This is a genomic window from Herbivorax alkaliphila, assembly GCF_030848475.1.
Classification (GTDB): Bacteria; Bacillota; Clostridia; order Acetivibrionales; family Acetivibrionaceae; genus Herbivorax.
The window spans coordinates 35,106-48,355 of record NZ_JAVDDS010000019.1; the positions used below are offsets into that span (position 1 = coordinate 35,106).

11 protein-coding genes are annotated in these 13,250 nt (G+C 32.8%); 10 read left to right on the top strand and 1 reads right to left on the bottom strand.

The features are described from left to right. The first annotated feature begins 5 nt into the window (after positions 1 to 5). The 3 genes from RBH29_RS08770 to fabZ all read left to right on the top strand — a co-directional run bounded on the left by RBH29_RS08770 (position 6) and on the right by fabZ (position 1,737). A complete protein-coding gene (locus RBH29_RS08770; protein WP_306696421.1) occupies positions 6 to 806 on the top strand; it encodes a flagellar hook-basal body protein in 801 nt (266 codons plus the stop codon). Positions 807 to 821: 15 nt separating this feature from the next. Beyond that, positions 822 to 1,190, top strand: coding sequence for a rod-binding protein (locus RBH29_RS08775; RefSeq protein WP_306696422.1), 369 nt, complete (start codon positions 822 to 824; stop codon positions 1,188 to 1,190). Positions 1,191 to 1,299: 109 nt separating this feature from the next. Further along, positions 1,300 to 1,737 carry a 3-hydroxyacyl-ACP dehydratase FabZ gene (gene fabZ, locus RBH29_RS08780; RefSeq protein ID WP_306696423.1) on the top strand — a complete coding sequence of 146 codons (438 nt, stop codon included), beginning with the start codon at positions 1,300 to 1,302 and terminating at the stop codon, positions 1,735 to 1,737. A 99-nt stretch (positions 1,738 to 1,836) separates the two neighbouring features. On the opposite strand, the gene murC is transcribed toward fabZ, so the two are convergent. Further along, complete coding sequence (murC, locus tag RBH29_RS08785) at positions 1,837 to 3,243, bottom strand: UDP-N-acetylmuramate--L-alanine ligase (protein ID WP_459076770.1); 1,407 nt, start codon at positions 3,241 to 3,243, stop codon at positions 1,837 to 1,839. A gap of 429 nt (positions 3,244 to 3,672) precedes the next feature. Here murC and spoVG point away from each other — a divergent pair, with 429 nt between their 5' ends. The 7 genes from spoVG to spoVT all read left to right on the top strand — a co-directional run bounded on the left by spoVG (position 3,673) and on the right by spoVT (position 13,211). Next, complete coding sequence (gene spoVG, locus RBH29_RS08790; protein WP_306696425.1) at positions 3,673 to 3,972, top strand: septation regulator SpoVG; 300 nt, start codon at positions 3,673 to 3,675, stop codon at positions 3,970 to 3,972. A 520-nt stretch (positions 3,973 to 4,492) separates the two neighbouring features. Beyond that, the gene (gene glmU, locus RBH29_RS08795) at positions 4,493 to 5,872 is read left to right on the top strand and encodes a bifunctional UDP-N-acetylglucosamine diphosphorylase/glucosamine-1-phosphate N-acetyltransferase GlmU (protein ID WP_306696426.1); all 1,380 of its coding nucleotides are present in this window, start codon (positions 4,493 to 4,495) and stop codon (positions 5,870 to 5,872) included. Positions 5,873 to 5,918: 46 nt separating this feature from the next. After that, positions 5,919 to 6,881, top strand: a complete 963-nt coding sequence (locus RBH29_RS08800; protein WP_306696427.1) for a ribose-phosphate pyrophosphokinase — start codon at positions 5,919 to 5,921, stop codon at positions 6,879 to 6,881. 180 nt (positions 6,882 to 7,061) lie between these two features. Continuing rightward, positions 7,062 to 7,634 carry an aminoacyl-tRNA hydrolase gene (gene pth, locus RBH29_RS08805; protein WP_306696429.1) on the top strand — a complete coding sequence of 191 codons (573 nt, stop codon included), beginning with the start codon at positions 7,062 to 7,064 and terminating at the stop codon, positions 7,632 to 7,634. A 137-nt stretch (positions 7,635 to 7,771) separates the two neighbouring features. Continuing rightward, positions 7,772 to 11,299, top strand: a complete 3,528-nt coding sequence (gene mfd / locus RBH29_RS08810; RefSeq protein ID WP_306696431.1) for a transcription-repair coupling factor — start codon at positions 7,772 to 7,774, stop codon at positions 11,297 to 11,299. 96 nt (positions 11,300 to 11,395) lie between these two features. Next, positions 11,396 to 12,451 (top strand): peptidylprolyl isomerase, encoded by a 1,056-nt coding sequence (locus RBH29_RS08815; protein ID WP_306696432.1) that lies wholly within the window; start codon positions 11,396 to 11,398, stop codon positions 12,449 to 12,451. 205 nt (positions 12,452 to 12,656) lie between these two features. After that, complete coding sequence (spoVT, locus tag RBH29_RS08820) at positions 12,657 to 13,211, top strand: stage V sporulation protein T (protein WP_306696433.1); 555 nt, start codon at positions 12,657 to 12,659, stop codon at positions 13,209 to 13,211. Positions 13,212 to 13,250: the final 39 nt, after the last annotated feature.

Consider the following 13,250-nt stretch of genomic DNA (forward strand, 5'->3'; position numbering starts at 1 on the left):
TTTTTATGATGAGAGCACTTTGGACGTCAAGTTCTGGAATGAAATCACAGCAGTTTAATGTGGATGTTATTTCTAATAATCTTTCAAATGTAAATACAACAGGGTATAAAAAGGAGAGAGCCGAGTTTAAGGATATGCTTTATGAAACTTTAACAAGAGCAGATCTTCTTGATGGTGAAGGCAGACCTGTAAACTTACAGGTGGGACATGGAACGGTACCAGCTGCCACATCTAAAAATTTTCAAATGGGAAACCTTGAAAAAACAGAGAATCCTCTTGATTTTGCAATAGACGGTGACGGCTTTTTTACAGTAGCCGGACGTGGCGAAGATGTAGCTTATACTCGTGATGGAAGCTTTAAAATAAGTGTAACGGATTTTGGTAATATGATTACAACATCAGATGGTAGCCCTGTTTTAGATGAAAATGGAATGGAAATAATAATTGATGTTGACATTTCAAGACTTAATGTTGGGACAGATGGAGAGCTTAGCTATACTGACGAAGAGGGTGTTGTTATTCCTATGGGTCAGAGGTTAGGGTTGGTTAAATTCCCTAACAAATACGGCTTAGAAAGCATAGGAAGCAATAATTACACAGTTACTCCTGCATCGGGGCAGCCGGTTCCAGATGACCAAATGGGAAGAAGAAGTAGTATAAGGCAGAATTTTTTAGAGTCATCAAATGTTCAGGTGGTTGAAGAAATGGTTAAGCTTATTACAGCACAAAGAGCGTACGAAATAAATTCAAAGGCCATTCAATCTGCAGATGATATGCTTGGTATGGCAAATAATTTAAAGAGATAAAGGATGGGAAATGATATGAATGTAAATAAAATTGGAGACAAAGCAATTGACAATAATTTTCAAAAGAATAAGGAAGTAAGTCAGGATGATGAATTTGAAAAAAGACTTTTAAGTGCGTATGAAAATAAGGATGAAAAAGCACTTAAAGAAGTTTGCAGAGAATTTGAGGGGCTACTCTTAAATATGGTGTATAAACAAATGAGAGCTACAGTGCCTAAAAGTGATTTAATACCACAAGATGCAGGAAGAGAAATATTTGAAAGTATGCTTGATGACGAATTAGTAAAAGAAGCATCAAACAATAGAAGTTATGGATTGGCGGAAGATCTCTACAGGCAGCTTAGTGGAAATATTAAAGCCAAAGAAGTGTATTTTGACAAGTAAATTTTCTGTTATGTTTGTATTCGAAGAATTAAAGCCTTCCCAACTATTGACATGGAATTGTGTATAGGTTATCATCAAAATAACAAAATCAATTTGGGAGGCAGTATAAATGTTATCAAATATTGAGATTCAAAATATTATTCCTCACAGGTATCCATTTTTATTAATTGACAAAATAGAGGAAGTAGAGCCGGGGAAAAGAGCGGTTGCTATAAAAAATGTTTCAATTAATGAACCATTTTTCCAAGGGCATTTTCTAGGCAATCCTATTATGCCGGGGGTATTAATAGTAGAGGCATTGGCTCAAACAGCCTGTGTAGCTGGACTTATGCTGGAAGAAAATAAAGGCAAACTAGGGGTTTTTACTGGCATAGAGTCAATGAAGTTTAAAAAACAGGTTGTTCCTGGAGATGTTTTAAGGCTTGAGGCGGAGTTTCTTGTATTTAAAATGGGTATGGGAAAAGTAAAGGTATCTGCTACTGTTGATGGTAAGGTTGCCGCTAGAGGTGAGATTAAGTTTGCAATGATTGACAAAGAAAAAAAGTAATATTAAGTCAAAAGTTTAAATATATTTAAGCATATAAAAAAGACATTCCGTAAACTTAAGGTTTTGGAATGTCTTTTTTTAATTATTTGTAAAAGCATATTAGCTTACGGCTACTATTTTTTTTGTCTTTAAAAACATTTCTCCAACACTATTGATGTTTCCAGCACCCATAGTTATTACTAAATCGCCAGGAGAAGCGTGTTCATTTAAATGTTGCACAATTGATTCAAAATCAGGCATATAGAGAACATTTTTGTTAGAGGCTTTTATTTTATCCACTAGCATAGAAGAATGAACTTCGCCAGTGTCTTTTTCACGAGCTGCATATATGTCACTTACTATTATTGTGTCAGCATCATAAAAGGCATCTTTAAATTCATTTAATAAATGCTTTGTCCTTGTGTAAGTATGAGGTTGAAACACGCACCAGATTTTTCTGTAAGAGCTGTTTTTGCATGCTTTTAGTGTGGCTTTGACTTCTGAAGGGTGATGAGCGTAGTCATCAACTACTTTAATGTCATTAATCATTCCTTTTAATTCAAAGCGTCTGTGAGTGCCTGTATAGCTTTCTAAGCCAGCTTTAATATCTTCAATGTCACAGCCCAATGCATGACATGCAGATATTGCTGCAAGAGCATTGCTTACATTATGTACGCCGGGAACTTTTAAAGTTATGTTGATAATTTTTTCATCATTTTTATATATCCAAAAAGAAGCACATCCAGAATGATTATAGGCAATGTCTTTTGCTTTCCACATTGCTTCCTTTGAAGTGATTCCATAGGTAATTTTATTACAATTTGCTTTTTCCAGTATGGAAACAATATTTTCATCATCATAATTGGCAATTACATAACCCTCTCTAGGAACAAGAGATATAAACTTTAAAAATGAAGATTTAATATGTTCTATATCTTTAAAAAAGTCAAGATGATCCTCTTCGATATTTAAAACAACAGCGAGAAATGGATTGTATTTTAAAAAGCCTTCAGCATATTCACAGGCTTCCGAAACAAAATATTTGTTTTCACCAATTTTGGTGTTCCCACCTATGGCATCTAATTCGCCACCTACATGTATAGTAGGATTAAGTCCACACTCTAAAAGTATCATTGAAACCATAGAAGTGGTAGTTGTTTTTCCATGAGTACCAGACACGTTGATACTATAGGGAAAAATTTTCATGATCTCTCCTAGAAGGGCAGATCGTTCCATAACAGGTATTTTTAATGATTTAGATTTTTTAAGTTCTGGATTACTTTCTTTTACCGCAGCTGTATACACAACTAAGTCTGGATTTTTTATATTTTCTTCACTATGTCCTATGTATACCTTAACTCCCTTTTCAGAAAGTTTTGCAGTTAAATTTGAGGAATTAATGTCCGAGCCGGATATTTTATATCCCATGTCAAGGAGGATTTCTGCAAGACCACTCATGCTTATCCCTCCTATGCCAATAAAGTGAACATGCTTAGTATTGTTTAAGTTTAAAATATTTGATTCCACCAAAAAATAACACTCCTATTCATTTGAAAAATTAGTCTATATAATAGTTGACTGTTTGTATTTAAAATATTCAATTACTATTATATGAAAAATTTAACTCAAATATAAGTGTAAACTCAAAAATATTTATAAAATTTTTAAATCAGACAAACAAAAGTACATATATAGCTATTTTTCATGAATAATATAAAGAAAAAGAGAAATGCTATTAAGAAAGACTGTATTAGCATAAAAAACAATAGTATTATTATAATAGATACAAAAATTTTATGTTCACTTATACTTAAAACATTGATTTTGCATGCTCAAAGGACATGTTTTTAATAAAAATTTAAAATGATAAAAAAATAAGCAGGAAAATTAAAAAAAATGACGAATATATTAATATACACGAAGAATTCACAATTATACGGAAGGTGGTAACATCTTATGGAAATTACTGATGTTCGAATCAGAAAAATCGATTCAGAAGGAAAAATGAAAGCAGTTGTTTCTGTAACCTTTGACAATGAATTTGTTGTTCATGATATAAAGGTTATAGAAAGTCAGAATGGACTTTTCATTGCTATGCCTAGCAGGAAAGCACCGGATGGCGAGTTTAGAGATATTGCACATCCTATTAATGCAGAAACAAGAGCAAAGATACAAACGGCTATACTGGACAAGTATGAATTTATTTCAGCAAGTGACGAACTAGACGAGGGCGAAGAAGAAAGTGCAGAAGAATAGTTACATTTTATGTAAAACACAATATTTTGATTGAGAAAATATATATTCTCAAAAGGCGTCTTAGTAGAGCATAAATTTTTTGAGAATAATGTTGATCGTGAAAAGCATTGCGTTGATGCCCTGAGATAATAGCTATTTCCAGTCTTTTATTCTGTGTGTATAAGCTTTATGTTTACTCTTTTGAAAATTTAAAAAAGAGATATCAGAATATATGACTTTGATTTGAGTTGTATTCTTAGGGCGTGTCAAGCCTGAAGGGTTTTTGTGTGTGTTTTGACACAAATACATTCTTTAAAGGGCTTTGAGATGGCGTGTGTTTTTGACGATTTTTTATTCTGTGTTTTTTTATTCTTATTTTAATATTGAAAAAATCAAGGAAAAGTGAGAGAATATATTTGGTATTAAGATTAAGTAAAGAGAGAGTACTTGATAGGTGCATGTTATTTAAATTAATGGAAATATGGAAAAAACATTGTGGAGCGTTGTAGAGCTTGATTATCTGTTAGAGGAGGAGAAATGTATGGAGCACTTAATGGCTGTTATTCTTGCTGCAGGTGAGGGCAAGAGAATGAAGTCAAAGAAGACAAAGATTTTACATGAAATATGTGGTAAGCCGATGGTGCAATGGTCTTATCAATCTGTAAAAAATGCTGGCGTAGATGATATTGTGCTTGTTATTGGTCGTAATGCAGAAAAAGTTGAGAAATGCATGGGAAATAAAGTTTCTTATGCCATGCAAAAAGAGCAACTAGGAACAGGTCATGCTGTTATACAGGCTAAAGAATTTCTTGAAGGCAAAGAGGGACAGGTTCTTATAATGTATGGAGATATGCCTCTTGTTTCTTCAGATACAATTTCAAGTGCAGTTGATTATCATAAACAAAAAGACAATGCAGTTACAATAATAACAGCAGATTTTGAAAATCCTACAGGGTATGGAAGGATAATAAGAGACAGTCATAAGGATGTGTTGAAAATCGTTGAGGATAGAGATGCCTCTTCTGAACAAAAAAAGATAAAAGAAATTAATTCTGGAATCTATTGTTTTAATATAAGTGCCCTTAGAGAAGCTCTAAAGGAGCTCAACAATGAAAATGATCAGGGAGAGTATTATCTTACTGATACTATAGAAATATTAATAAATAAAGGACTTAGAGCAGGAGCTATTAAAATTGAGAATAGAGAAGAATTATCTGGAATAAATGATAGAATACAATTGGCGGATGCAGGAAAATTTCTGAGAAAAAGAATACAGAAGAAATTGATGGCTGGTGGCGTAACAATTATAGATCCTGATTCAACATATATTGATGGAGAAGTAGAAATAGGCATGGATACAGTTGTATATCCTTCAACTGTTATTGAAGGAGAAACTAAAATAGGAGAGGAATGCATAATAGGTCCTGGCAGCAGAATTGTAAATTCAAAAGTTGGAAATAAAGTTGAGATAAAAGAGTCTGTTGTTTTGCAAAGCTCTATAAACGATGAGTCAAAAGTAGGGCCTTTTGCGTATTTAAGGCCTAGAAGTGATATAGGTAAAAATGTAAAGATAGGAGATTTCGTGGAAATAAAGAAATCTTTAATTGGAGATGGAACTAAAATATCACATCTTACTTATGTAGGAGATGCGGAAGTGGGGAAAAAAGTTAACATAGGATGTGGTGTAGTGGTGGTTAATTATGATGGTCAAAATAAACACAAGACAATTATTGGAGATAATTCTTTTATTGGCTGTAATGTAAATTTAATTTCACCTGTTGTGGTTAAAAACAATGCATATATTGCAGCAGGTTCTACTATTACCGATGAAGTGCCTGAGAATTCTCTGGCTATTGCAAGAAACAGACAGGTGATAAAGGAAAACTGGGTTGTAAAAAAAGGTATACTAAAGAAGGATTAATAAATTAAAAAGCGTTTTCAAATAAGTAATAAAAGGGGAGCTTAAGATGAATCTACATGGTAAGGATATAAAAATTTTTGCTGGTAACTCAAACCGTGAATTAGCACTGGAAATTGCAGAAAAAATTGGTTTGCCGCTTGGGTTAGCAAAAGTAGGAAAATTTAGCGATGGAGAATGTGCAATTGGGATAAATGAGGTTGTAAGAGGATCGGATGTTTTTTTGATACAGTCAATGTCTTCGCCGATTAATGACAACCTTATGGAGCTTTTAGTAATTATAGATGCATTAAAAAGGGCGTCTGCAGGTAGAATAACTGCTGTTATTCCTTACTATGGATATGCCAGACAGGATAGAAAAGCTAAAGCAAGAGACCCTATTTCTGCAAAGCTTGTAGCTAATCTTTTGACTACTGCTGGGGCAAATAGAGTACTGACAATGGACTTACATGCACCTCAGTTACAAGGTTTTTTTGATATTCCATTGGATCATTTGTTGGGGGTACCTATTCTTGCTAATTATTTTAGAGAAAAATTTGAAGAAACAAGTGATGTTGTTGTTGTTTCTCCTGATGTGGGAAGTGTGGCAAGGTCGAGAAAGTTTGCACAAAGGCTGGATGTTCCTTTGGCTATCATTGACAAAAGACGTCCTAAGGCAAATGTATCTGAAATAATGAATATAATTGGAGAAGTAAATAATAAGAAGGTTATATTGGTAGATGACCTTATAGATACAGGCGGCACAATTGTTAATGCTGCAAATGCATTAGCTGAAATAGGTGCTAAGGAAGTGTATGCTTGTTGTACCCATGGAGTGCTTTCTGGACCTGCAATAGAAAGAATTGAAAAATCTGAGATGAAGGAGTTAATTACCTTAAATACAATTCCTTTGACTGAAGATAAAAAAAGACCAAAAATAAAATCACTGTCTGTTGCATCAGTGTTTGCAGAAGCTATTGAAAGAATATATGGAGATATGTCAATAAGTACGCTGTTTACTCAAAAAGAATAAGGTGCATTTTATAAAAGTGAGAATTTGTTTCACTGTAAGTAATAATTGCTGCCTGTTTTTCACAAAACTTATTAAATAATAAGTATAAAGTGAAAGATTATGGGCAGTTATTCTTTTACAGACTCAATGTAAAAGAAATTTTAAAACATAGAAATTTATAAAGTAAAGAGGTGAATTACTTTGGATGATTTATTTGTAATTATAGGGTTGGGGAATCCAGGGAGAAAATATAATGATACGAAACATAATATTGGATTTTACGTTGTGGAATTTTTAGCAATGAGACATAATATAAAAATGTCAAAAATCAAATTTAAGGCACTTTATGGAGAAGGGGTTATTGGTGGAAAAAAAGTATTGCTGGTTAAACCTCAAACGTATATGAATCGTAGTGGAGAAAGCGTAAGAGATTTAATTAACTGGTATAAAGTACCTGTAGAAAACATTATAATAATATATGACGATATAGATTTGCCTGTGGGAAAACTTAGATTAAGACCAAAGGGAAGTGCAGGGACACATAATGGCATGAGATCTGTTATATATCAAATAATGTCAGATGAGTTTCCTAGAGTAAGGGTTGGAATTGATAAGCCTCCAGAAGGATGGAAATTAGCCAATTATGTGTTAAGCAAGTTTTCAGGTGATGAAATAGAAAAAATTAAAGAAGCAATTGTTAATGCGTCAGACGCTGTTGAAGCGATAATGGGTTCTGGAATTGATCAGGCGATGAATAAATTTAATAATCAATGAATAACTTAGAAACAATGTCCTGTTTTCAAGGACAAAGCCCCGATGATTTATTAATTACACTAAGAAGTGTGTTGCATAAATTATATGAACTTATCTGAGAGCGTTTAAAATTATAAATATTTGAGGATTGAACAAAAATGAACAATGTAAAAGAAAAAAAATATTTAATAAATCCACTTATGGAAATAAATCAGTACCGAGATGCTTTAAATCGTATTAAAACGGGAAACACACCAATTTCTATTGAAGGATCATCTCAATCTCAAAAAGCCCATACTACATATGCTGTTTTAAGGCATTTAAAACAAAAAGGAATATTTATTGCAAACAATGATATTAGTGCTAGAAAAATATATGAAGATTTTTTGAACTTTTTTGAAGAAGGTGTTTTATATTTTTCACCAGGAGAAATTATGTTTCATGATGTAGAAGCTAGAAGTCACGATTCCTCTTATGAAAGAATAAAATCTTTGTATAAAATTATAAATGGTGAATACCAGATAATAGTTACCAGTGCTGAAGCAATAGCCAGAAAGTTAATAGACAAAGAGTTATTTTGCAATAGCATCATTTCTTTTTCTATAGGGGAGATAATGGACTTGTCTGTTATTTCAGAAAAGCTTATATCAATTGGCTATGAGAGAATGCCTGTAGTAGAAGGTAAAGGGCAATTCGCTGTAAGAGGTGGAATAATTGACATTTTTCCAATAAACAGTGAAACTGCTGCAAGGGTTGAATTTTTTGGTGATGAGATAGACTCTATAAGGAGTTTTGATGTTGCCTCTCAGAGGTCTTTAGAAAGAATTGAAAGAGTTACTGTTTTACCTGCAAGAGAGGTGGTATATAATGCCAATAAAAGGGATGATATTTTAAATGCAATTTCAGATAGTCTCAATCAGTATTTAAAAAAGATAGGAAAAATTGATGTAGAGGGGTTTAATGAAAAAATAGAAGAAAAAATAAAATATGATATGGAAAGATTTAAGCAACAGTACTATTTTGCAGGTATGGACAGGTATATACCATATATTATTGAGAAGCCTTCAATTATCACAGATTATATGGACATGGAAAAAGTACTAATCTTTTTAGATGAACCAAAGAGATTTGAAAAGAGATATGAAAATCTTCTTTATGAAAATTATGAGCTTTGTAAAGGGTTTCTTGAAAAAGGATTTTTATTACCAGAAAGCTTTGAAATATACACTAGTTCAGGACATATCATGGATACTATAAATGAGAACAAGGCAGTGTTTTTTAATACTTTAGAAACATATGGAGAGGTTAAAAATTTTAAAATATCTTCTAGGCTATTAAACTCATATAAGGGACATTTTGAGCTTTTAATAGATAGTGTTAAAAGCTGGAAAGAAAAACAATTTAGAGTTATTGTGTTGTCAGGAGGAGAAAGTCGTGGACATATACTAGAGGAGAATTTTAAAAAAAATGGAATAGAGGCAATTTACCAAGATGAAATTGTAAATGAATTATTACCGGGACAGGTTGTAATAACAAGAGGAAGTCTTCAAACAGGATTTGAATATCAGGATACAGGATTTGTAGTAGTAAGTGGAAAGGATTTTTTTGGAGAAAGAAAAAGACCTAAGAAATCTTTTGGTAAAAAGAGTAAGGGTAAGAAGATTGGTGTATTCACTGATCTTAATATTAATGATTATGTTGTTCATCAGATTTATGGAATAGGTAGATATGTTGGTGTTGAGCAGCTTGAAGTAGATAGTATAAAAAAGGACTACTTGAAAATTCAATATTTTGATGGAGATTTTTTATATGTACCTACAAATCAACTTGATTTAATTCAAAAATATATAGGTTCTGAAGGGAGAACACCAAGGCTTAGCAAATTAGGAGGGAATGACTGGGCAAAGACAAAGGCAAGAGCTAAAGAGTCTCTAATGGAGTTAGCAGAAGAGCTTATAGGTTTGTATGCCAAAAGAGAATCTTTAAAGGGATATAAATACAATGAGGATACAGTATGGCAAAAGCAGTTTGAAGAATTATTTCCATTTCAGGAAACGGAAGATCAGTTAAAATGTATTGACGAGATTAAAAAAGATATGGAATCGGAAAAATTAATGGATAGACTTTTATGTGGTGATGTGGGATATGGAAAGACGGAAGTTGCAGTTAGAGCTATATTTAAAGCTGTGATGGATGGAAAACAGGTGGCGTATTTGGTTCCTACCACTGTTTTAGCACAGCAGCAATTTGAAAATTTTAGAGAGAGAATGAAGGACTTTCCTATAAGTGTAGAAGTAATAAGCCGTTTTAAGACTAAAAGAGAGCAGGCAAAAATTTTAAAAGATGTAAGGTCAGGAATGGTAGACGTGCTTATAGGAACTCACAGACTTCTTCAAAAAGATATTGAATTTAAAGACTTAGGACTTTTGATAATAGATGAAGAACAGCGATTTGGCGTGAAGCATAAAGAGCGTATAAAAAATATGAAGGTAAATATAGATGTACTGACTCTTACTGCCACTCCCATACCTAGGACACTTCACATGTCCCTTATGGGAATACGGGATATCAGTACTATTGAAGATCCTCCTGAAGAAAGATATCCAGTACAGACATATGTAATGGAACACAACCCAGAAGTTATAAAGGAAGCAATTAATAGAGAGCTTGCTAGGGGTGGGCAGATTTTTTATCTTTTTAACAGGGTCAGATCTATAAATATAAAAGCTGCTCAAATAAAAAAACTTGTACCTGACGCAAAAGTAGCAGTAGCTCATGGACAGATGAAAGAGTCAGAGCTTGAAAATATTATGTTTCAGTTTGTAGAAGGTGAATATGATGTTTTGGTTTGTACTACAATAATTGAATCAGGTCTTGATATGCCCAATGTCAATACCATTATAGTAGAAGATGCTGACAGAATGGGGCTTGCTCAGTTATATCAGTTAAGAGGAAGGGTTGGACGATCAAATAGATTAGCGTATGCCTATATAACATATAAAAGAGATAAGGTGCTTTCAGAAATAGCTGAAAAAAGACTTCAGGCAATAAAGGAATTTACCGAATTTGGTTCTGGATTTAAAGTGGCTATGAGAGATTTACAGATAAGGGGAGCGGGTAATTTGCTTGGTTCACAACAACATGGAAATATTGATTTAGTGGGATATGATATGTATGTTAGACTTCTTTCGGAAGCGATAAATGAATTAAGAGGCATTCCTCTAGAGGAGAAGGATATAGAAGTTTCTGTGGATTTTAAAGTTAATGCTTATATAGACAGCAGTTATATAAATAATGAAAATCAAAAAATTGAAATGTACAAAAAAATAGCCTCAATAAATGACCAAAAAGATGTATTTGATGTAAGGGATGAACTAATTGACAGGTATGGGAAAATACCAAAAGCTGTAGACGCTCTTATACAAATTGCATATCTAAAGGTATTAGCAAAGGAATGTGGCTTTTTATCTCTACAGGAAAAAGACGACTATATAATATTGCAGTTCATGGAAGATAAGCATATAGACATCGATATAATCGGGAAATTAATGGAGAAATATAGACGGAAGATACTTTTTGCTGCCAGCAGCAAGCCATATATTACATTTAAAATCAACGAAATAAAAAGGGAAAAACTTCTAGAAAGTATTAAGATTTTATTACAAGACGTTATTGAATTGCAGTAACCTTTGCAATTTATTATAATGTTTATAGTCATGAATTTTTCTAAAATAAATTCTGACTTTTTATTATACTTATAAGGAATGTGAGGAGATACTGTGTTGAAGAAAAAAAGAGCAATTATATCTATAGCAGCGTTGTTGGTGGTGGCTGCACTTTTAGTAGGTTATATAGCTTATTCTAATGCAACCAGCTATGTGGCCGAGATTGATGGAGAAAAAATTACAGAAGAGGAATATCGTTTCTTTCTGTACAATGAGAAAAGAGAGATGGAAAATAGAGAGGGAGCAGCAGGGAAAACTCAGGAAGAGATAGAAGCTCTATGGAATTCAAAAATTGATGGTGTTGATGCAACAGAGGTGTTAAAGCAAAATGCTCTTGAAAATGTAAAGAAGTACAAAATTCAACTCTTTAAAGCTGAAGAACAGGGTTTGTTTTTAAATGATAATGATTATAATAATATAGAAAACTCTATAGAGAGTTTATTAGGTCAAATATCAGATTTTGAGGGATCAAGAAGAGAAGCAGAAAGAAGCTTTAGAGAGGAGTTTGGTGTAACTGTAGATCAATACAGGGAGATAGCAGAAAATTTGAACTTAGGCTTTAAGTTTGCACGAAGGGAACAGGAAGAAAATATGTCGGCCACACAAGAGGAATTAAGAGAACACTACGATGAAAATAGTGAAAATTTTACTACTGCTACTGCAAATATTTTAGTATTTTATAAAAGAGATGTACATGGTGGATGGGATATGTTTCCTGAAGAAAAAATAGAAGAAGCTAGAGAAAATGCTGAAGAGGCTTTTGAAAAAATTAAAGAAGGTGAAAGGTTATCAAGAGTAGCGGCAGAATTTGCTGACGACCCTAATGCTGACCTTGAACGAGATACAGAGATTAAAATGGATGCTCATATTGAACCAGAGATAAAAGATTGGGCTTTAAAGGGTGAAGAAGGAGATTTAGGTTTAGTTGATACAGATTTAGGCTTTAACATAATAGAAATATTAGAATTGACATCCTTTGAAGATGTAAGAGATAGAGTGAGAAATGTAGTGGTTGGAGAAAAGTATGAAGATCTTTTAGAAGAGTGGACAAAAGATCCTAAATATAATTTAGAATTAAATGAAAGAGCTCTAGATAGAATAAAAATCAGATAAAAACACATATAAAAAAAGACTGCCATGTGGCAGTCTTTTTTTATATGTGTTTTTTGCTTTTAAAAAATATAGTATTAGTTAAAGTTGCTTCAATTGTTGTCGGACAAAGGATGTTATCATAATCCACCTATAATGTATAAAAATCCAATAAAAAATTAATAATAAAACTGTAATCTAAATTAAACGTAAAAAGGAGGCAAATAAATTGAAGGCAACTGGAATAGTCAGAAGAATAGATGACCTAGGAAGAGTAGTAATTCCAAAGGAAATCAGAAGAACTTTAAAAATTAGAGAAGGTGATCCTCTCGAAATATTTACTGATAGAGAAGGAGAAGTTATACTGAAAAAGTATTCGCCGATAGGTGAATTAAGTGATTTTGCTTCACAATATGCAGAGTCACTTCACAGAACAAGTGGTCATGTAACATGTATTTCTGATAGAGATACAATAATAGCAGTTTCAGGGGCATCAAAAAAAGACTTTATTGAAAAATCTTTAAGTCAGGATGTTGAGAAGGTAATAGAAGACAAGACTACTCTTGTGGTACAGGCACCAGAGGAAAATTCTATTAAAATTTTGTCTGAAGAGGCACCAGACAGGCAATATTCTTCACAGGTGGTAACTCCTATAATATCAGAAGGAGATCCTATAGGATCGGTTATGTTTTTGTCAACTGATCCTAACATACAAATGGGAGATGTAGAAGCAAAGCTTGCTCAAGTAGCTGCAAGCTTCTTAGGAAAGCAAATGGAACAGTAATAGCATTTTAAATAGTTTTAGTTTAATCAAAAGGGAATG